This window comes from Trinickia diaoshuihuensis, assembly GCF_003390925.1.
GTDB lineage: Bacteria > Pseudomonadota > Gammaproteobacteria > Burkholderiales > Burkholderiaceae > Trinickia > Trinickia diaoshuihuensis.
The window spans coordinates 1-20527 of record NZ_QUBS01000077.1 but is presented as its reverse complement, the minus strand read 5'-3'; the positions used below and the strand labels follow the sequence as shown (position 1 = coordinate 20527).

The following is a 20527-nucleotide window of genomic DNA, read 5'->3' as shown; positions in this document are numbered from 1 at the left end:
ACGATCGGACCGAACATGCAAGACACCGCCCAACTGCTGAATACGGCATTGGCCCATCATCAGGCGGGACGTCTTGCCGATGCGAAAGCGCTGTACACGCGCATCTTGGCGGTCAAGCCGAAGCATCCCGACGCGCTGCATTTCATGGGCTTGCTCGCCTGCCAGATCGGGCAAAGCGAGGCGGGCATCGCGCTCATGCGCGAGTCGATCGCCGCGCATGCCAGCCCGATCTATTACAACAACCTCGGCAACGCCCTGCGCGACGCGCGCAAGCTCGACGATGCCGTGGCTGCGTACACGCGTGCAGTGGAGTTGAAGCCCGATTACGCCGATGCGCACAACAACCTCGGTAACGCGCTGCGCGAGCGGGGCGACGCCGCAGCCGCGCTGACGAGTTGCGCGCGCGCGATCGAGCTCAAGCCCGGTTACGCCGAGGCGTTCAACAATCTCGGCAATGCGCTCAAGGATATGGGCGAACTCGATGCCGCCATTGCCGCCTACGGCAAGGCGATCGCCGCCAAGTCCACGTTCGCCGAGGCGCATCTGAACCTGGCCGTCGTCTTGCAGACGAAAGGGCATGGCGATGCGGCGCTCGAATGCCTACGCGAAAGCGTGGCGCTCGCGCCCCAACTGGCCGCCGCGCACGAGAAGCTCGCGGGCTTGCTCATGCATCGCGGCGATATTGCGGGCGGCATCGAGGCCTATCGGCGCGTCGTCGAACTCAAGCCGGATTCGGCCCAAGCGCACAACACGCTCGGCAACGCGCTGAACGGCGCCGGGCGCGTGCCCGAGGCGGTGCCCTGCTATGAACGCGCGATCGCGCTCGATCCCGAATTCGCCGACGCGCATCACAACTTGGCGAATGCGTTGCGCCGGCTCGGCGCGCCCGAACGCGCGCTCGGCTTTGCGCGGCGCGCGATCGAGTTGCGCGGCGATACGCCGTCGTTTCACAACAATCTCGGGACGATTCTCGCCGATCTCGGCCAGCCCGACGGGGCATTGCGGTGCTACCGCGACGCCCTCGCGCTCAATCCCGATTTCGGCGAATCGCACACGTGCGTGCTGTTCGGGCAATCGTACGCATCGAACTGGTCCGCGAGCACGCACTTGGCCGATGCCCGCTACTTCGGCGAACGGATGCGTGCCCGGGCGACGCCCTATATGCAGTGGCCCGCGCTCCGCGATCCGTCGCGCGCGGGGCGCCCCTTGCGCGTGGGCTTTGTCTCAGCCGACTTGCGCAAGCACCCCGTCGGCTACTTCTTCGAATCGGTGCTCGCGCGCATCGACCGCACACGGATCGAACCCATCGCCTATTCGAACGCGTTGCATAGCGACGAATTGACGGCGCGCATCAAGCCGCTCTTCTCGACATGGCGCCATGTAGCGGAGATGGACGATGCCGATCTCGCGCGGCGTGTTCACGACGATCGAATCGACGTGCTCATCGACCTGTCGGGCCATACCGGCCGCAACCGACTGCCGATGTTCGCCTGGCGGCCCGCGCCGGTGCAAGTCAGTTGGCTCGGCTACTTCGCGACGACCGGGCTCGCCGAAATCGACTACCTGCTGGCCGATCCGTATGTCGTGCCGCCCGGAGAGGAAGGGCAATACACGGAACGCATCTGGCGTCTGCCCGATAGCTACTTGTGCTTCACGCTGCCGGCCGAGCCTCAACCCGTGACCCCGTTACCCGCGCTCGCGAACGGCTATGTCACCTTCGGCTGCTTGAACAACCATAAGAAGCTGAACGACGGCGTTTTCGCGGTATGGTCGCGCATTCTGCAGGCGGTTCCGCAATCGCGTCTCTTGCTGAAGAACCATCAACTGGCGGAGCCCTCGATCGTGCGCGATACCTATGCGCGCTTTGCGGCGCACGGCATCGATGAAACGCGTTTGCTGCTGGAAGGGCCGTCCTCGCGCGAGCAGTACTTCGCCACCTACGGGCGCGTGGATCTCGCGCTCGATCCGTTCCCGTATCCGGGCGGAACGACGAGCGTCGAGGGATTGTGGATGGGCGTGCCGGTACTGACGCGCCGTGGCGATCGGTTTCTCTCGCATTTGGGCGAACTCGTGGCGAAGACGGTGGGCCTGCATGAGTGGATCGCGGCCGATACCGACGATTACATCGCCCGCGCGGTCGCGGCGGCAGCCGATTTGCCTGGGTTGGCGGCATTGCGCGCGGGGTTGCGCGAGCGCGTCGAGCGCTCGCCGCTGACCGATGCGCACCGTTTCGCCGGTCATTGGATGACGGCGATCGAACAGATGTGGCAAACGAAGACGAAGGAGATCGCGTAATGACCGCGATGGATCAGGGCGCGTTCGCGCTCGTGGAGGACGGTCTCGTCCATCATCGCGGCGGCCGTCTGCAAGAGGCGCGCAGCCGTTACGAAGCGGCGCTGGCGCGCATGCCGCGTCATGCCGATGCATTGCATTTGCTGGGCGTGATCGCGATGCAAGAGCAACGCTTTGCCGACGCGCTCGACTTGATCGGCCGAGCGATCGAGATTAGCCCTCAGGCCACGTATTTCGACAATCTGGGTAGTGCGCTGCGAGGGTGGGGCAAGCTCGAGGCGGCCGTGGAAAGCTACGAGCAGGCGCTCGCACTGGATCCTAACCATTTTCGCGCGCATAACAATCTCGGCATGGTGCTGCTGCAGATGCGGCTTCCGGCCGCCGCCGCGAGTAGTTTCAGCAAGGCATTGCGGATCAACGCGCAGTTCGCCGAAGCGCATACCAACCTCGGCAACGTGCTGCGCGAACTGGGCGATGCCGAAGGCGCGGAAAAGCATTGCCGTGAGGCCATCGCGCTGCAGCCGATGGTCGGCGAGGCCCACAACAATCTCGGCAATGCGTTGAAGTCGCAACGCAGGCTCGCCGAAGCCGCCGCTTGCTACCGGGAGGCGCAACGCCTGCTGCCGAACGAGCCGCAAGTCGCGCTCAATCTCGGCATCGTGCTGCGCGAGACGGGCGAACATCACGCGGCGATCGCAGCGTTCCGGCGTGCGATCGCGTTGCGGCCGGCTTGGGGGGAAGCCTGGAGCAATCTGCTTTTCACGCTGAGCTTTGCCGAGGATATCGCGCCGCGCGAGTACCTTGGCGAGGCGCTCGCGTTCGGCCGCGTCGCGAGCGAGGCGGCTCGGCCCTTCACGAATTGGCTCGTGGATCGAATGCCGGGCGCGCCGCTGCGCATCGGCTTCGTTTCGGGAGACTTCCGGACGCATCCGGTCGGCTTCTTCCTCGAAAGCGTGCTCGCGCATCTCGATCCGTCGCGGGTGCGGCTCGTCGCTTATTCGACGCGTCCTTACGAAGATGCGCTCACGCAGCGGCTCAAACCGCGTTTCGCGGCATGGCGCAGTGTCGTCGGGCTCACGGACGAAGCGGCGGCCACGATGATCCGCAACGACGGCGTGCATATCTTGTTCGACATGGCGGGGCATACCGATGCCAACCGCTTGCCGATCTTCGCGTGGAAGCCGGCGCCGGTCCAAGTCAGTTGGATCGGGTACTTCGCATCGACGGGGCTGTCCGCCATCGATTACGTGCTCGGCGACGAATGGGTGCTGCCGCGTGAAGAGGAGCCGCATTTCATCGAGCGGCCCTGGCGTCTGCCGCACGGCTACCTCTGTTTTACGCCGCCCGAGCCGGACGTGGCCATCGACGCCGCGGCGTCGGCCGATACGACACGTCCGCTTACGTTCGGGTGCTTTAGCGATCTCGTCAAAGTCAACGATCGCGTGGTCGCGGTATGGTCGCGGATTTTGCGGGCCGTGCCCGGCGCGCGCCTCTTCTTGAAGGCGCAGCAACTGGCCGATGAAGCGCAGCGTGCCCTGATCGTGGCGCGCTTTGCCGCGCACGGCGTGACGGCCGATCGGCTGCTGCTGGAGGGACCTTCGCCACGCGCCGAATATTTGGCGACCTACAACCGGATTGATATTTCGCTGAGCCCATTCCCGTATCCGGGCGGCACGACGACGGCCGAAAGTTTATGGATGGGCGTGCCGGTGTTGTGCCGTCACGGCGATCGCTTCCTTGGCCATTTGTGCGAGAGCGTGGTCCAGAGCGCGGGACTCGGCGATTGGATCGCGCGCGACGATGAGGATTATGTCGCGAAGGCCGTGGCGTTCGCGGGCGATCGCGAGGCGTTGGCGGCATTGCGCGGCGGGTTGCGCGAACGGATGTCGGCGTCGTCGCTGTGCCGGCCCGATCGATTCGCACGCACGCTGGAGGCGCAATTTGCGCAGATGTGGCGCGAGCACGGCGCCCAGTCGCAAAACCTGTCCAAGCCGGTTTGAAGCACCGGGTCCGCCGCATTCAAAGTTCAAAACGCGGCGGACGATCTCGTCAGGAAAGCGGTTCGACCAAGTGACTGCGATTGGCCGGGGTCGCAGCCTACACCATTCCGTTCGCCCGCCGCGCCGTATCGAGCAGCGTGTTGCGGATTTGCTGGAACATCTTCAGGTAGTTGTGGCTGCCGTGTTCGATCGCGGCCGTCTTCAATGCGTCGAGCACGAGCAGATCGGCCGGATAGGCGCTCACGATCGAGCCCGACATCGGCAAGCGCAGCGGATCGTAATGCCGTACGCGCCAATGCCGCTCGCCGAGCAACAGCAGCGATACGACGCGCTCTTGGACGAAAACCTTGGCCGGCACTGAGCCGCCGGCATACGGAATGGGGCCGTTGAGCAATTGCGCGAGGCCGCTCGTGCCGGCTTCCGCTACGGCGAACAGCACCTCGTTGACGGCTAGCCAACGCCGCCAAAACGGCGGCGTCGCCACGAAGTAGTTGCAAAAGATCGTATGGCGCGAATCCATCACGGCATTGTGCGGATCGATGCCGGGCGCGACGAAGGCGACCGCTTGCTCGAACACGGGCCAGCTATTCGCATGATTGGTCGCGGCCTGCTCGAACGCGTTCAAATGGACCGCGCCCTGGTCGAAGAACGGCGAAAAGCCGATGACGTCGACGTCGCGCGGCACCGTGGCGATGAACTCGTTCACGGCCTTCGAGTCGAGCGTGGTTTTCTTGCCGAACTTCGGGGAGAAGAAACCATAGAGCGTGTTTTCGTCCAGCGTGTGCTTTTGCAAGAACGTGCGCATCGGCCAGTACTCGCGCCAATCGGGCCGTTGGCCGCAATTGTCGAGAGGGATGAAGCCGGGGTCGAGCTGCGCTCGCGTTTCCTCGGAGTAGAAGATCTGACGAATTTCGACGCGGCGGGGGCCGGCAAGAGGGCTCGACGGTAAATGCATGAATCGGTCTCGATCGTTTAAACGTAGCGCGGCATCGGTGACCCCGATACGCTGCCGCTCGGCGGCGAGTAGACAGTGTGCCACCGCGCGCATGAACGGCAAGGCCCGAACAACACCGCGTTTCGGGCCCAGTTCGGGCAGTGCGGCGGTGGTGCGGTCGGGCTCGCGCACATCTGCGCATCAATACGCAGACAAAAATAAAGCCGCATCGCAGCGGCTTCGAGTGTGACGCACCGCACGAGCTACATGCGGTTGTTCTTCGTTATCTCGTGCGGCGCTTTAGCGCATCTGCCCGGCCGCGAGGTACTCGCGTGCCGCGGACACGCGCTGGCGCGCGTCGGAATGACTCGCGGCCACGGCGTCCCGTGCGGCGGATGCCTTATCCACGATCGCGTCGTTCATCGCCATGATCTCGCGAATCATCGCCAGCGCTTCGTCGCTCTGCTCGCGCTCGAGCGACATCAAAAGCGGCGAGCGTTCCTCGGCCAAATCGGCGGCAAACGCGAAATCGCCCGCGTCGAGCGCGGCGACGAGCGTGCGCGTCATTTCATAGGCGCGAGAGAGAGATTCGTTCGACATGGCGGCGAACTCCTATTTCCAGTACTTCGATTACGACGACTTGTTCAGCGTGCCGGCGCTACCGTTGCCGCCGAACAACTGGTTCAAATACGTCGTGTTGTTCTGCGTTTGCGACATGATCGTGTTCAACTGCGTGAACTCGGCTTGATACTGCGACGTCAGGTTCGCTTGATAAGCGGCCAAGCTCGATTGCGCTTGCTGCTGTGCCGTCAAATCAGATTGCAGCGTCGAATTGCGCTGGGCGATCTGACCTGTCACGGCCGTGGTGTACGAGCTGATGAACGAGCTCAGTTGCTCGCCGATGCCGTTCGTGCTGTTGAACGTGTTCGAGATCATCGAGGGCGAGGAGGCGAGCGTCGATTGCAGCGCCGACGAGTCGAGCGAAACCGTGCCGTCGTCCTTCAAGTTCACGCCGAGTTGCGCGAGGCTGTAGGTCGTGCCGCCGACGCTGATGCCGCTTGCCATGATCGAGGCAATCCCGTTCACGGCGGAATTGAGCATGGCGTCGCCGAGCAGCGGGCCCGCGGCGTGCGTCGTGGCGTTGTACGCGGACAGCGATTGCACGGTCGAAACCCATGCGTTGTACGCGGTCGTGAAATTTTGCAGCGTCGTCGTGATCGCCGACGTGTTCGTTGCGACCGAGAGACTTTGCGTCGTGCCGACGGCGGCCGACGTGAGGCTCAGCGTCACACCCGACAAAGCAGAGGTCACGTTATTGCTCGCGCTCGTGACCGCGGTGCCGCTGACCGTCAATTTGGCGTCTTGGCCGGCGGTGACTTGCGTGAAGTTCGCCGTAGCCATGCCCGAATCGACGCCGGCACCCGCGGACACCGTCACGGTGTTGGCCGCGCCGGTTTGCGTCGAGGTCAGCACGAGGTGTTGGCCGTCCGTGCCCGTCACTACCGATGCGGTGACGCCGGGGTTGTTCGATGCGCTGTTGATCGCGGAAGCGACGCCGGCCAGCGTATTGTTCGACGAGGTCAGCGCGATCGTCATGTTGCCGCTGCCGACGCCGATCGTCAGATTGCCCGTGCCGAGCGTGGCGCCGCTCGCATAGGCCTTCGAGGAAATCTGGTTCGCGGTGGCGATCTGCTGCACGCTGACAGAGTACGAGCCCGCGGCCGCGCCGGTCGAGGTCGTGGCCGTGATGCCCGTGCCGCTCATGGTGGCGGCGAGTTGCGTGAACGCGGAGCCGTCGGCGAGACCGCCCAGCGAGTTCAGTAAGTTGGAGAGCGACGATTGCATCGAGCCGAGCGCGGACAACTGGGTGTTGTCGCTGTTCGCGGCGATGGCGATCGATTGCGCTTGCGCGGCCGTTGCGCCTGTCACGAGCGCCGAAACCAGCGTGTTCACGTCGAGCTGCGAGTTCGTCACGCCGCTCAGGATCGACTGTGCCGCTTGTTGAAGGACCGAACTGGTGCTGCTCGAAGATACTGTGCTCATGCGAGGCTCCGTCTGTTGCCGCGGAAAGATGAATCCAATAGAGGTCGTCGATCGACGATACGGCTAACTACCAATGCGTAGCGGGAGGCATGCCTCCCGCTGCGTTCACATCGTGTTGCCGGGCCCGTGCGAGGTGAAGCCTTCGCGTGGGTCCGGCCGCGCGGCGAGATCGTACGGCACCTCGCCGCGCGTGGCTCACGCTCGGGAATTAACCGAGGAGCTTGAGCACTTGTTGCGGCAGCGAGTTCGCTTGCGCGAGCACCGAGATACCGGCTTGTTGCAGCACTTGCGCCTTCGACAGGTTGGCCGTTTCTTGCGCGAAGTTGGCGTCTTGCAACTGCGCTTGAGCGGACGACAGGTTCGTCGACGTCGTTTGCGTGTTCGTGATCGCAGCCGAGAACGTGTTTTGCGTTGCACCGAGCGTTGCTTGGAAGTTGTTCACTTGCGCCAGCGCTGCGTCGATTGCCGTGATCGCGTTTTGCGCGCCCGACGTCGTCGAGATGTCGACACCCGACACGCCCAGACCCGTCGTCGTCCACGACGTCGTGCCGAAGTTGGCCGTCAGCGTTTGGTTGGCGCTTGCGCCGACTTGGAAGTTCACGCTGCCCAGGCCGCCCAGCACGTTTTGGCCGTTGAACGTCGTTTGCGATTCGACGCGGTTGATTTCGCCGAGACGCGTCGTCACTTCCGTTTGCAGGTTCGCTTGAGCGGCCGTGCCGAGCGAGCCGTCGCCCGACTCAACTGCGAGCTGGCGGATACGTTGCAAGTTGGCAACCGTCGACGAGATCGCGCCGGCGGCCGTTTGCACCATCGAGATACCGTCGTTCGCGTTTTGCACGCCTTGGTTCAGCGCGTTGATCGACGCTTGTTGCGTCGTAACGATCGCGAGACCTGCAGCGTCGTCGGCCGCGGTGTTGATGCGCTTGCCCGACGAGAGGCGGTTGATGGCTTGCGACAGGGCGCCTTGCGAGCCTTCGAGGTTCGTTTGCGTCTGCAGCGACAGAATGTTGGTGTTGATGTTCAGCATTTTGCTTCCTCGTTTGGGAAAAACTGATCCAGGGACTTGGCTGGTTCGGGGTTCGGCGTCGCGCTTTCGCGAGTGGCGCTGCCCGCCTGTCCTGGTTGTCGGCGAGGGTTGGAAAAAACTTTAGGGAGCGAACGACGAATTCGTGTGTTTTGAGGCCGAAATCGGCTCCAAAGCCTTGCCGGATAAGGCTTAAAAGAAAACTAAACGTTTGCCAAGACGCTCGAAAAAATGCTTTTGAGGGTCCGGAGCTTGGCCTCGAACGGCCGCGAAAGGGCCTTAAAAGTCGTCGGAGCCGACCCCACCCGAGGGCATCCGATGCGCGAACGAGTCGCTTGCGGCCTCGTTGGGGTATTTTGTTGCGTCATCGATGAGAGGGTGGCTCGTTGCCGGTTTACCTGCTATCATCGCGGGTCGAATTGAGATCGCTGCCGTTTTCATTTGAGATCTGCCGCCTTTCGTCGCACCGGCTTGGCCTACATGTCCTCTGTGTCCTGTATGGCCGCCTCGCGGCGCTCTCGCGGTGCTTCGCGAGTGGTATTGGCAATGGCAGGTTCAGCTCCGGCAGTCAAACGCGGCGTCGGCAAATGTGCCGGCCGGCGTGCGCGGTGAACTCTCCGCTCTCTCTTTTCAGGCCTGTCCGGCCGCGCGCGTCAAGCGATGCGCGGCATGGCGGCGATATCCCGCCGGATGGGCGCGTGCGCGAAAGCGCGCTACGCATTTGAACGTAACTTTGGGAAATCCATGACGACCATTCTTCTGAAGGAAAACGAGCCGTTCGAAGTGGCGATCCGCCGCTTTCGTCGCGCCATCGAAAAGAACGGCCTGATCGCCGAACTGCGCGAGCGTCAGTGCTATGAAAAGCCGACGGCTGTCCGTAAGCGCAAGAAGGCTGCTGCCGTGAAGCGCCTGCACAAGCGCCTGCGCAGCCAAATGCTGCCGAAGAAGCTGCACTAAACGTCGCGGTGCCGCCTCGGCGAGGCGGCACGGTGCGGAAAAACGAGCGGCGGTGGGCTTCGAAAGAAGCCGCACCGCCGTTTGCGTTGGACGCTTAGGGGCGACCCGAGACGCTACCGGCCGTTAAGGCCGGCCGGTAAGGCCGTTAGCGCCGTTAGTACGGGTGTCGCCGCTGCCGCGCGTCGTTCAGGCCGCGTGCTTCTCGAGCCGGGCAGTCGATAGGGCGAACTGTCGAGCGATCGACGCAAGCCGCTCACGCCACTCCCAGACGCCGAACGCGTCGTGCACGTTTTGCAGGCAACTGAGCAAGCTCACCGTCGTCGGATCGTAGATATTGACGCGCGCTTTGAGCAGCGCCTTCTTCAGCGCGGCCACGCCCGCATCCATATAGGCCGGCACCGCCGTGGCCGGTTTGTCGATGTAGCGGACCGGCACGCCTTCCATCGCGCTCATATAGTCGCGCGGGTGGATCAGTTGGCCGATCGGGCAGCCGCCGCGGTACCCGTGATAGGCGCCGCCGCCGCGCGGCAACAGTGCCGCTTGCCGCTGAGAAAAGAGATGGTCGACCGCGTGATCGAACAACTCCTGGTGCGTGCGGAAGTGCAAATTTTTCATGATCTTGGTTGAGCTGCCGGGACGCAGCAGATATTTCGTGATTCGTAACCGCTATATCGGCGGCACGTGGCGAAATTGCAGCTTTTTTGCGATATTCCCTAGGCGACCCGGCTCGATCAAGCATTTTTTCCCGAGTGTTGCGCGAATCTCACGCGCCTTGTCCCCCGTTCGTCAGACCGTCGCGCGTTTCGGCCTCGCTGTATGGTGCTTGGCGAGGGCGGCGCAGCGCTCGCGCGAGGCGCAGTTCGTCTGGTGATCGTTGACCATCCCTACGGCCTGCATGAACGCATAGCAGATCGTCGAGCCGACGAATTTACAGCCATAGCTTTTGAGCGCCTTGCTGAGCGCATCGGAGGCGGGCGTGGAGGCAGGCGCATGTTCTTTATAGAGGGCCCAGTCGTTTTGCACGGGTTCGCCGCCCACGAACGACCAAACGAAATCGGCCAGCGAGCCATGTTCCTCGCGGATGCGCAGCACGGCGCGCGCGTTGACGACGGCCGCTTCGATTTTCGCGCGGTTGCGCACGATGCCCGGATCCTGCAATAGCGTCTCGATCTTCGCGGGCGTGAAGCGCGCGACCGCTTCGACGTCGAAATTGTCGAAGGCGCGCCGGTAGTTTTCGCGCTTGTTCAAGATGGTCGACCATGACAAGCCGGCCTGCGCCCCTTCGAGGACGAGCATTTCGAACAGGTGGCGATCGTCGCGGGACGGCACACCCCATTCGGTATCGTGATAATGCTCGTCGGCAGCGGTTCGTACCCAATTGCAGCGCTCGGTCATGGCTTTCTCTCTCGTGGCGATCGCAAGTGCCGGCAAGCATAGCCGATTGCTTCGAAGCGGCAACTCGGCCGTTCGGGTGATTGGCGGCAAGGGGAGAAGCCGATACGCTTCGGACGTTCGATTTAGTTAGCGAGGCGGCGCGAGGCCGCGGGTCACTCACATGGAAGCTACGCAATATTGGTTGGGCATCGATGGCGGCGGCACCGGCACGCGCGTCGTGTTGGCCGATGCACGCGGCGTCGAACTTGGGCAGGCGCTGGGCGGTGCCTCGGGGCTCGGTCTCGGCGTGCCCCGCGCCTGGGAGGCGATCGAGGCGGCTTGCGCACAGGCGTTCGCCTCGGCCGGATTGCGGCTCGACTGGGCGCAATGCGCGCTCGGTTGCGGGCTCGCGGGCGTCAACAACCGCGATTGGCTGGCCGAATTCATCGCACGTTCGCCTAAGCTTGCCGCGTTGGACGTGCGAAGCGACGCCTATACGACGGTGCTCGGCGCGCACGGCGGCGAACCCGGCGTCATCGTGGCCGTGGGCACAGGCAGTATCGCGGCGATGCTCGAGCGTGACGGTACCTGCGCGATCGCGGGCGGCTACGGATTTCCGTCGGGCGACGAGGCGAGCGGCGCCTGGCTTGGCCTGCGCGCGGTGGTTCACGCTCAGCAAGCGCTCGATGGGCGCGCGCGGCCCGACGCGTTTTCCGACGCGCTGCTCGCGCGCATGAGCGTGGCCGATCGCGATGCCCTCGTCGTCTGGCTTTGCGAGGCGAATCAGACGGCCTACGCCGAACTCGCTCCGGTCGTGCTGGCTCATCCCGATCACCCGGTGGCCGCGGCGCTGCTTGTGCAAGCCGGCAGGGACATTGCCCTGCTCGTCGATGCGCTCGATCCGCTCGCCCGGTTGCCGGTCGCGCTATGCGGCGGTTTGGCCGGCCCGCTCGCCGCGTACGTGCCGCCCTCGCATCGTGACCGGCTGCGCGCGCCGCTGGCCGATTCGGCGCACGGCGCTTTGATGCTCGCCCGGCGAATCGATCGAGGCGGCGCGCAGCTTTCGGGCGGGGCAGCTTAAAATAGCGGCCGAAGCACCCCTGTCACGTTCACACGCATCGCCTTCCCCCGCCATGTATAAGCTTGTCGCCACCGACCTCGACGGAACGCTGCTCAACAGCAATCATCAACTCGACCCGTTCACGGTCGCAACCGTGCGCCGGCTCGAGCAAATGGGCGTTCAGTTCGTGATCGCGACGGGGCGGCATTACTGCGATGTCGCCGGCATCCGGGACCTGTTGGGTATCCACTCCTATCTGGTCACATCGAATGGCGCGCGCGTGCATGCTCCTGACGACACGGTGGTCCATGCACGCGATTTGCCCAGCGAAATCGTGCGCCGGCTCGTGCAGCCGGAGATCGTGGGCTCGCACGGGCGCGTCATCGTCAATCTATTTGCCGACGACGCGTGGTTGATCGATCGCGATCATCCCCCGTTGCTGGCCTTTCACCAAGACTCGGGCTTTCGCTATCAAGTGATCGATACGCGCGCGCATGACGGCAGCGATATCGCAAAAGTGCTCTATATCGGCGAGGCGGATGACCTTGCTCGTATCGAAGAGCGTTTGGCGCGGGAATTCGGCGATACGCTTTATGTGACCTATTCGCTGCCCGATTGTCTGGAGGTCATGACCGCGGACGTTTCGAAGGGGCGCGCGCTTCAAGTCGTCCTCGAGCGTCTTCGGATCGATGCCGCGCACTGCGTTGCGTTCGGCGACAACATGAACGACATCGATCTGCTCGAAACGGCCGGACACCCGTTCATGATGAACAATGCCAATCCCAACTTGATCGCTCGGTTACCGGGCGTGCCGCGAATCGGCAATAACTTCGAGGCCGGCGTCGCGCATCACCTGCGCAAATTGTTCTCGATCGCCGACGAACTCACGCCGTCGTAAGCGGGGCGCTCCGTGCGACGCTTAGCGCGGAGCGGCATCGGCGGAGGGCGCATCGAGCAATGCGGCGCACGGGCAGTCCGCGGAGCGCCCGTCGAGGCCTTCTCGCTCATGGGAAAAAGTGGCATGCGGCGTCGCCTCGGGAAAATCCCAGGCGAGCTTCACCACATAGATGCTGTCGAAATCGCCACTGGCCCAATACGGCACCTTTTGCCCCGTATCGCCGTACCGGGTCATGATGTTTTGTACCAATTCCTCGATTTCGCGATGCTCCCAAGCGGTCACGATGAGCTTGCCCGCTTGCTCGGGCTTCACGAGCGCTCGCTCGAGCGCATCGATTTGCGCATATCCGTAGGTCGTATCGACAGGCAAGCCGAATTGAATCGCCGTGGGCTCGATCGTGGCCAACGGACGGACATAGTCGTATTGCTGACCGGCGTCGATTTTCGTCATTGAGGGATTCGGCGCGTAGATCGCATCGGGTTTGCCGAATTTCGCCGCGACGACCGCCGGCAATGCCAAAGCGCGGTTCAGTCCCTGGCAATCGAGTTGCCCATATCCGCCGGCCGGCTTTTCGCCGTGGCGAACGAATACCAGCGTTTCCGTCCGCGCGGCTTCGCTTGGCGCGGCAAGCGCGGCCGGTATGCCCGAGACGAGTGCGGCAGCCAGTAGAAAAGCCTCCCGGCGGCACAAGCGGCGCGGCCGACGCGCCGGCCGGATCGCACTCGATTCGCAATTGCGTCGAGGAGTCGAGCCCATCATGACGGATCCTTTCGTTAAGCCGCGATGAGCCCGGAATGGGCCCGTCATCACAAGTCGATTCTAGCAGCGGCCCATGTTCGTGCATCGTGCCCGCTTCTTGCTGCATGGTTCGCGTCGCATTATTTCGGAATGCTAACGACCGGCTATCGCGGCGCGGCTCTGTCGCGAAGCGCGATGCCAAATGACGGACCGCGAGCGGTGAAAGGCGAATGCGCCGGGCTATGCATTCTTATTCGAGGTTTGTTACGCTCCGTTACCCATCGGGCGGTACCGGTCTCGAATGGCATCAATCGCCTGAGATCGAAGCTCGGCTATTCGACCGATAATGAGGCATTACGCACTGTGAACGTGCTTTTAAGAAATATCATACGTTTTCACGGCATATCGGGTAAATTCGGCATTGCCAGTGGCGTTTGTTCCGACTAACCTCGGAGCAACATGTTTTTCAATCAAGGGAGACCACGATGTCCCAATACGCGGAACTGAAGGCGCAGATCGCGAAGTTGCAGGCTCAAGCGGACGAGGCACGCCGTGCCGAAGTCGCCAATGTCATTGCGGAAATCAAACAAAAAATCGCGGAGTTCGGTCTGAGCGCGCATGACCTGGGCTATGCGGAAGGCGCGCGGCGCGGCCGTCCGCCGAAGAAGGCGCCGTTGCCGCCGAAGTACCAGGACCCCAAAACGGGTAATACGTGGAGCGGCCGGGGTAAGCCGCCGAAGTGGATCGTCGGCAAAAACCGCGATCGGTTTCTTATCTCTCAGTAAGCGTCGATGGCCTGGCGGCGCGGCGCCCGGCGCCGCGCCTCGGGGACGCGCGGGCGCCGCGGAGCGCTATTGAATCGAGTCTTTTGGGATTCGAAACCCGCGCGGCAATGCGTAAGACGTTTTTTGACGAATTTTTTTACGTCTCTAATCGGCGATAACAACGCTTTGCCGTCCCATTGCCGCCGGCCTCAATGTTTTCCCTTACGCGGGTTATCCCGCTGCCACGCTGCGCAAAGGAGCCCGGCCGGCGCGTTGTTCGATTAACGTTTCATAACATTTCACGTAGTTGCTCGCCATCGTTTGAGCCGTAAAGCGCCGCTCGAACTGGGCGCGAATTTCCTCGCGCGAGAGTTCGTCCAGGCGCTGCAGCGCCGCCACGGCACCGTGCACGTCCTCGACGATGTACCCCGTCACGGCATGATCGATCACCTCGGGCACCGAACCTCGATTGAAGGCGATCACGGGCGTGCCGCAGGCCATCGCCTCGATCATGACCAGACCGAACGGTTCGCACCAGTCGATGGGGAACAGTAGCGCTTTGGCTCGCGATAAAAACTCGGGCTTGCGCGCTTCGTCGATCTCGCCGACGAATTCCACATGCGCCTCGGACAGCAGGGGCTCGATCTCTTGCTTGAAGTAGTCGCGATCGACCTTATCGATCTTGGCCGCGATCTTGAGCGGCATCCCGCTCATGGCGGCGATCTTGATCGCGGTGTCGACACGCTTTTCCGGACAGATTCGTCCCAAGAACGCCAAATACTCGGGCTCGCAGTGCGGCTGCGGCGTCAGCAAGTGCTTGGGCAGGCCGTGGTAGACCGTGCCGCGCCAGCACGCCTGCGGCAACGGCGTGCGTTGCGACTGCGAGATCGAGACGACGTTCGCCTCGGAGAACGTGTCGAACACGGGTTGCAGCTCGGGCAGGTCGAGCCGGCCGTGCAGCGTCGTCAGCGTGGGCGTGCCCACATCGGAGAAGAGCGAGAACGGCAGATAGTCCAGATGGAAATGAAGCACGTCGAACTCCGCCGCGGCGCGCCGCACCTCTTCGAGTAGCAGCATATGCGGCGCGAGCGGATCGCGGATCGTCGGATCGAGCCGTAGCGCCCGAGGCCAGGCCGCGCGCAGGTTGGCGGACGTGATCGAATCGCCGCTCGCGAAGAGCGTGACGTCGTGTCCGAGCTCGACGAGCGCGTCGGTCAAATACGACACGACGCGTTCGGTGCCGCCATAGAACTTCGGCGGTACGGCTTCGTAAAGCGGCGCGATCTGAGCGATTCGCATGGGTCCATCTCCTTTTGAGCGGGCGTGGTTACGACGGTGCGGCGCGTGGCCGCCCGACATCTGCAGGCTGTCTTGCCATTATCGGGACCGGGGCTCGCTCGTCTGAGCGGGTTTTCAAACCCTTAATCCCTGTTACAGGCCGAAACACGACGTGCCGCGCGTTTTCGTGCACTCCGGTAAAAAGACGCACTCCAATTTTGGGTGGGTCGGCATTTGTTGCGGCGTGATGACGCGGGTTTCTATAATTGCCACCGCATGCATCGACGCAACGCCGCGACGATGAGCGTTTCTCGTGCCCGCTCCCCGGCATGCGGAGCCGGGACCCCCGAGAGCCGCGCCGGCGCTCGATGTCAGAAAAATTCCTACACGCTTTCAAGACATTTCCGGCATCGATCGCCGGTTCTCTTCCTATTTCCACCCCTTTTACAATTCGACACAATTGGCCCGAGACCAGAGAACGGCGGCATCGCGCATCGGTTGAGCGCGCGGCCGAGCAAACGTTTCCGAACCACTGAGCTTTGTATTGGAACTCTCGCCTAGCCGCGATCGCGCGGGCTTGAGTCGACACTATCGATTGACCGGGGGAATCATGAGCGCCACAAGCGAAATGCTCAGCGAGATCAAAGAAGTCAATCTCTCTTATCTGTTGCTCGCGCAGCGTCTGTTGCGCGAAGACAAGGCGATGGGCATGTTCCGCATGGGTATCAACAATCAGTTGGCCGACGTGCTTGCCAGCCTCTCGTTTGCGCAAACGGTGAAGCTCGCCGCGTCCAACCAGTTGCTGTGCCGCTTCCGTTTCGACGACCATGCCGTGCTGTCGGCGCTCGCCGACAAGGGCAAGGCCGCATCGCTCGCGGGCTCGCACAGCGCCATTTTGATGGCGAGCCAGCCGGTCGAATCGGTCAATTGACGGCTCGAATGCAAGCGAGCCGGCTCGGGCACGAGCAAGGTCACCGATCAGCCATTCAGTAAGCGGGGCAAACGGCCGATATGGCAACCAAGAGCGTCGTGCTCGAAGTCAAGGAAATCACCCTGGCGATCGAGTTGATCGAATTGGGCGCGCGACTGCAATTGCTCGAAGCGGAAACGAGCTTGTCGCGCGACCGGCTTATCAAGCTGTACAAGGAATTGAAAGGGGTGTCGCCGCCCAAGGGCATGCTGCCGTTCTCGACGGATTGGTTCATGACCTGGCAGCCGAATATCCATTCGTCGCTTTTTTATAATATTTACCGGTTCATGGCCGAACACGGCGGCTGCGAAACCATCCAGTCGATCGTCAAGAGCTACCGGCTGTACCTCGAACATACGGCCCTGAACGGCGACGAGGCGCTTCTGAGCCTCACGCGCGCTTGGACGTTAGTGCGTTTCTTCGAATCGGGCATGCTGCAACTCACGTCGTGCACGCGGTGTCGCGGGCATTACGTCGCCCACGCGCACGATCCGCAGCACGGCTTCGTCTGCGGCCTTTGCCAGCCGCCCTCGCGCGCCGGCAAGACCAAAAAATCGGCCGCCGCCAAGGCCGAGCAAGGCTGTACGAGCGGCGGAGCCGGCGTCTCAGAGTTGGCCGCCTAGCCGCGCTGGCAGAAAACGCCGCCTAGTTGCCGGCCGGCGCCGCGGCCCCAGCCCGGCGCCGCGGCGATCATGGCCGGCCACGTCTCGCTCTGGCGTCGTGGTTTACACGGCGTCACCGATCCCTTTTTCCCCCCAAAGTTTTCGGCTTCCCTGCCGTAAACCAGTTTAACGACGGTCTGACCGTCGCTCTTGTGAGGACCCGGCAGTGCTGATTTTCGTTGGAACACTCGTAACCGTATTGTCCGTCTTCGGCGGCTATGCGCTCGCGGGCGGCCATCTAGGCGCGCTAGTGCAGCCCGAAGAGGGGCTCATGATCGCCGGTGCCGGCGTCGGGGCGTTCATCCTCGGCAACGGCATGAAGACGATCAAGGCGACCATCAAACTGCTGCCGACCCTGTTCAAGGGCTCGAAGTATACGAAGGATGTATACATGGAGCTCATGGCGCTGCTTTACGTTTTGCTTGCAAAGGCGCGCAAGGAAGGGACGTTGACGCTCGAGGCCGACATCGACGACCCCGAGAAGAGCCCGATTTTCACGCAATACCCCAAGATCCTCGCCGATCACCACATCGTCGAATTCCTGACCGACTACTTGCGCTTGATGGTCGGCGGCAACATGAACGCTTTCGAGATCGAAAGCCTCATGGACGAGGAGATCGAGACGCACCACGCCGAAGGCGAAGGCCCGGCGCACGCGCTGATGCGCGTGGGCGACGCGATGCCGGCGTTCGGGATCGTCGCCGCCGTGATGGGCGTGGTCCACACGATGGCGTCGGCCGATAAGCCGCCCGCCGTGCTCGGCGCGATGATCGCCCAGGCGCTCGTCGGCACGTTCCTCGGCATCTTGCTCTCGTACGGCCTCATCGGCCCGCTCGCGAGCCTCGCGGAGCAGCGCGTGGCCGAGTCGACGAAGATGTTCCAGTGCATCAAGGTCACGATTCTCGCGAGCCTGAACGGCTATGCGCCGGCGATCGCCGTGGAATTCGGCCGTAAGGTGCTGTTCTCGCCCGAGCGGCCTTCGTTCGCCGAGCTCGAAGAGCACGTGCGCCGCGTCAAGGCGAAGTAAGCGGTAAGGCCAACGAGGACAGCGCGCCATGACTAAAGGCAAGGACCGGGCAATCGTCGTCAAGCGCGTGGCGCCCTCGAAGAAGGGGCACCACGGCGGTGCGTGGAAGCTCGCCTATGCGGACTTCATGACCGCGATGATGGCTTTCTTCCTGCTGATGTGGCTGCTCAGCGCCGTAACGCCGGTGCAATTGAAGGGCATCGCCGAATACTTCAATCAGCCGCTGAAGGCGGCGCTGCTCGGCAGCGGCCAACGCAGCGCGCAGGAGTCGAGCATCATCCAAGGCGGCGGCCGCGACATTTCCACGGAAATGGACGGCGTGACGCGCCGCTCCGACGGCACCTCGGCGCAGGCGGCGCACAAGGCGGCCAAGGCCGACGACGAGGCGATGAATCAGCTCGAGGGCGCACTCGAGCGCCGCGAGCAGGTGCGGCTGCACGATCTGCAGGTCAAGCTGATGGCCGCCATCGAGGCGAACCCGACGCTGCGCCAGTTCAAACAGCAAATCCGGATCGATTCGACGCTGCAGGGGCTGCGCATCGAGATCGTCGATTCGCAAAAGCGGCCGATGTTCGCGACCGCCAGCGACGCGGTCGAGCCTTACATGCGCGACATCTTGCGCGCGATTGGCGAGACGCTGAACGACGTGCCGAACCGGATCGTCGTCCAGGGCCATACCGACGCCGTGCCCTACGCGGGCGGCGGCAAGGGTTACAGCAACTGGGAACTGTCGGCCGACCGCGCGAACGCCTCGCGGCGCGAATTGATCGCCGGCGGCATGGACGACGCCAAGGTGATGCGCGTGCTCGGACTCGCCTCGACGCAGAACTTGAACAAGGCCGATCCGCTCGATCCGGAGAATAGACGCATAAGTATCATCGTTCTCAACAAAAAGTCCGAGGACGCAATGATGCATGATGACTCGACCACGACGACGCTCTCGGACAACGCGGCGAGCGCCGCGCCGCTCGTCGGCAAGCTCGCACCGGGTGCGGCGACGGTGGCGAGCGCATCGTGGGTACCGGGTGCGGCGAAAGCGGCGGCCGCGGCGGCAGGGAAATGAACGAGCGCGCGCACGGGAGCCGGCAAACGCGGCGAGTGCGCGGCGAACGCGAGTGCGGTGTGAGGCATTCATGATCAGAAACATTTTGGCGATCGACGATTCGGCCGCGATGCGGGAAATCCTGGCGGCGACGCTGCGCACGGCCGGCTACGAAGTGACGGTGGCGGCCGACGGCGAGGAGGGCCTCGCCAGTGCGCTGGCGCGCACCTTCGATCTCGTGCTGACGGATCAGTACATGCCCAAGCGCAGCGGGCTCGACGTGATCGCTGCGCTGCGCTCGGAGCCCGCCTATGCGGCAACGCCGATTTTCGTGTTGACGACCGAAGACGGCGTGGCGTTCAAGGACGCGGCGCGCGCGGCGGGTGCGACGGGCTGGATCGAGAAGCCGCTCGATCCCGATACGTTGACGGAACTCGTCGACGCGCTCAATGCGTAAGCCGCGCCTGCGCGAGGCGGCAACAAGGCAATGACGGCGACGCGCGCAAGCGGCGTTGCCGAGAAACGGATAGGGCATTGGCGGCGCAAGGCGCGCGCATGCACACGGGAATAGACAACGCGCTACCTGCGAAGCACGACTCTTAGCGGTGATTGAAGCATGACACTCGACATTACCCAGTTTTATCAGACGTTCTTTGACGAGGCGGACGAACTGCTCGCGCAAATGGAGCAGTTGCTGCTGAACTTGGACGTCGGCACGCCCGATCCGGAGGACCTGGCGGCCATCTTCCGCGCGGCCCATTCGATCAAGGGCGGCGCGGCGACGTTCGGCTTCACGGCTTTGACCGAGACGACGCACATCCTCGAATCGCTGCTCGACCGCGCGCGCAACAACGAACTGACGCTGCGCAAGGACATGATCGACACGTTCCTTGAAACCAAGGACGTATTGGCCGACCAACTCGCCGCCTACCGCGCGAGCGCGGAGCCCGATGCCGCGGCTGCCGGCGCGATTTGCGCGAAGCTAGAGCGGCTGCGCGACGAGGGCAACGGCGCCGCGCCCGCCGCCGAGCCGGCACCCGCCCAGGCTGCGCCGAGCGCACCGGCGGCGGCTGCGGCCGAGCAAACGGGCGGCACGCCCGAGCACGTCGTCGAGCAGGCTGTCGAAGCGGCTCACGGCTCGTCCGGCGCACCGGCGGGCGAATCGAACAATGAAGGGCCTCACCTGAAAGTTACGCTACGGGGGGTGGGGGAGAAGGACCAGGCGCTCCTGATCGAAGAATTGGGGAACCTGGGTCACATCGTCGGACAGGTGAAGAGCGGCGGCGACTTGATCGTCTACCTCGAGACCGACGTGCCGTCCGACGACATTACCGCCGTGTGCTGCTTCGTGATCGACGAAAGTCAGATCCTGCTCGGCCGCGGCACGGCGCCCGGCGCCGGCGAAGAGCCTGCGGCAGCGGCGGCAAGCGCGCCCGCTGCCGCGGCGAGCGCCGCACCGGCAAG

At 63.5% G+C, this 20527-nt stretch carries 20 protein-coding genes; 12 read left to right on the top strand and 8 right to left on the bottom strand.

All coding sequences use genetic code 11. The features are described 5' to 3' along the window. The first annotated feature begins 15 nt into the window (after positions 1 to 15). The gene (locus tag DXT59_RS16095; RefSeq protein ID WP_116137886.1) at positions 16 to 2295 is read left to right on the top strand and encodes a tetratricopeptide repeat protein; all 2280 of its coding nucleotides are present in this window, start codon (positions 16 to 18) and stop codon (positions 2293 to 2295) included. After that, on the top strand, positions 2295 to 4292 hold the full coding sequence (locus tag DXT59_RS16090) for an O-linked N-acetylglucosamine transferase, SPINDLY family protein (RefSeq protein WP_240324541.1): 1998 nt from the start codon (positions 2295 to 2297) through the stop codon (positions 4290 to 4292). The genes DXT59_RS16095 and DXT59_RS16090 overlap by 1 nt, the downstream gene beginning before the upstream one ends. Positions 4293 to 4389: 97 nt before the next feature. Here the strand turns inward: DXT59_RS16090 and DXT59_RS16085 are convergent, their stop codons facing one another. The 4 genes from DXT59_RS16085 to DXT59_RS16070 all read right to left on the bottom strand — a co-directional run bounded on the left by DXT59_RS16085 (position 4390) and on the right by DXT59_RS16070 (position 8296). Continuing rightward, positions 4390 to 5247 carry a hypothetical protein gene (locus tag DXT59_RS16085; RefSeq protein ID WP_162878104.1) on the bottom strand — a complete coding sequence of 286 codons (858 nt, stop codon included), beginning with the start codon at positions 5245 to 5247 and terminating at the stop codon, positions 4390 to 4392. Positions 5248 to 5526: 279 nt separating this feature from the next. Then, positions 5527 to 5826 (bottom strand): flagellar protein FliT, encoded by a 300-nt coding sequence (gene fliT / locus DXT59_RS16080; protein WP_116137884.1) that lies wholly within the window; start codon positions 5824 to 5826, stop codon positions 5527 to 5529. Positions 5827 to 5856: 30 nt separating this feature from the next. Then, on the bottom strand, positions 5857 to 7269 hold the full coding sequence (gene fliD, locus DXT59_RS16075; protein WP_116137883.1) for a flagellar filament capping protein FliD: 1413 nt from the start codon (positions 7267 to 7269) through the stop codon (positions 5857 to 5859). A 208-nt stretch (positions 7270 to 7477) separates the two neighbouring features. After that, positions 7478 to 8296 (bottom strand): flagellin domain-containing protein, encoded by an 819-nt coding sequence (locus DXT59_RS16070; protein ID WP_116137882.1) that lies wholly within the window; start codon positions 8294 to 8296, stop codon positions 7478 to 7480. A 741-nt stretch (positions 8297 to 9037) separates the two neighbouring features. Here DXT59_RS16070 and rpsU point away from each other — a divergent pair. Then, positions 9038 to 9250: a 30S ribosomal protein S21 gene (gene rpsU / locus DXT59_RS16065; protein WP_102644112.1), complete on the top strand. Its 213-nt coding sequence runs from the start codon at positions 9038 to 9040 to the stop codon at positions 9248 to 9250. A gap of 186 nt (positions 9251 to 9436) precedes the next feature. Here the strand turns inward: rpsU and DXT59_RS16060 are convergent, their stop codons facing one another. Together DXT59_RS16060 and DXT59_RS16055 are read right to left on the bottom strand one after the other, a co-directional pair. Beyond that, complete coding sequence (locus tag DXT59_RS16060; protein WP_116137881.1) at positions 9437 to 9865, bottom strand: hypothetical protein; 429 nt, start codon at positions 9863 to 9865, stop codon at positions 9437 to 9439. A 171-nt stretch (positions 9866 to 10036) separates the two neighbouring features. After that, on the bottom strand, positions 10037 to 10645 hold the full coding sequence (locus tag DXT59_RS16055) for a DNA-3-methyladenine glycosylase I (protein ID WP_116137957.1): 609 nt from the start codon (positions 10643 to 10645) through the stop codon (positions 10037 to 10039). A gap of 160 nt (positions 10646 to 10805) precedes the next feature. On the opposite strand from DXT59_RS16055, the gene DXT59_RS16050 reads away from it, so the two are divergent. Continuing rightward, positions 10806 to 11705 (top strand): glucosamine kinase nucleotide-binding domain-containing protein, encoded by a 900-nt coding sequence (locus tag DXT59_RS16050; RefSeq protein ID WP_116137880.1) that lies wholly within the window; start codon positions 10806 to 10808, stop codon positions 11703 to 11705. Positions 11706 to 11757: 52 nt separating this feature from the next. Then, entirely contained in the window at positions 11758 to 12582 is an 825-nt protein-coding gene (locus tag DXT59_RS16045; RefSeq protein ID WP_116137879.1) for a Cof-type HAD-IIB family hydrolase, read from the top strand. Positions 12583 to 12603: 21 nt separating this feature from the next. On the opposite strand, the gene DXT59_RS16040 is transcribed toward DXT59_RS16045, so the two are convergent. Beyond that, positions 12604 to 13341, bottom strand: coding sequence for a histidine phosphatase family protein (locus DXT59_RS16040; RefSeq protein WP_240324540.1), 738 nt, complete (start codon positions 13339 to 13341; stop codon positions 12604 to 12606). A gap of 464 nt (positions 13342 to 13805) precedes the next feature. On the opposite strand from DXT59_RS16040, the gene DXT59_RS16035 reads away from it, so the two are divergent. Continuing rightward, positions 13806 to 14105, top strand: a complete 300-nt coding sequence (locus DXT59_RS16035) for an H-NS histone family protein (RefSeq protein WP_116137878.1) — start codon at positions 13806 to 13808, stop codon at positions 14103 to 14105. A gap of 210 nt (positions 14106 to 14315) precedes the next feature. Here the strand turns inward: DXT59_RS16035 and DXT59_RS16030 are convergent, their stop codons facing one another. After that, entirely contained in the window at positions 14316 to 15383 is a 1068-nt protein-coding gene (locus tag DXT59_RS16030) for a glycosyltransferase family 4 protein (RefSeq protein WP_116137877.1), read from the bottom strand. 589 nt (positions 15384 to 15972) lie between these two features. Here DXT59_RS16030 and flhD point away from each other — a divergent pair. The 6 genes from flhD to DXT59_RS16000 form a co-directional block, all read left to right on the top strand. Beyond that, on the top strand, positions 15973 to 16293 hold the full coding sequence (gene flhD / locus DXT59_RS16025) for a flagellar transcriptional regulator FlhD (RefSeq protein ID WP_240324539.1): 321 nt from the start codon (positions 15973 to 15975) through the stop codon (positions 16291 to 16293). 80 nt (positions 16294 to 16373) lie between these two features. Beyond that, the gene (gene flhC / locus DXT59_RS16020) at positions 16374 to 16955 is read left to right on the top strand and encodes a flagellar transcriptional regulator FlhC (protein ID WP_116137876.1); all 582 of its coding nucleotides are present in this window, start codon (positions 16374 to 16376) and stop codon (positions 16953 to 16955) included. A 205-nt stretch (positions 16956 to 17160) separates the two neighbouring features. Beyond that, positions 17161 to 18021: a flagellar motor stator protein MotA gene (gene motA / locus DXT59_RS16015; protein ID WP_116137875.1), complete on the top strand. Its 861-nt coding sequence runs from the start codon at positions 17161 to 17163 to the stop codon at positions 18019 to 18021. Between the two features lie 28 nt (positions 18022 to 18049). Continuing rightward, positions 18050 to 19084, top strand: a complete 1035-nt coding sequence (gene motB / locus DXT59_RS16010) for a flagellar motor protein MotB (protein ID WP_116137874.1) — start codon at positions 18050 to 18052, stop codon at positions 19082 to 19084. 70 nt (positions 19085 to 19154) lie between these two features. Next, positions 19155 to 19520: a response regulator gene (locus DXT59_RS16005; protein ID WP_116137873.1), complete on the top strand. Its 366-nt coding sequence runs from the start codon at positions 19155 to 19157 to the stop codon at positions 19518 to 19520. 159 nt (positions 19521 to 19679) lie between these two features. Continuing rightward, positions 19680 to 20527 (top strand): Hpt domain-containing protein (locus tag DXT59_RS16000; RefSeq protein ID WP_205417441.1); only part of this gene is annotated, 848 nt, incomplete at its 3' end.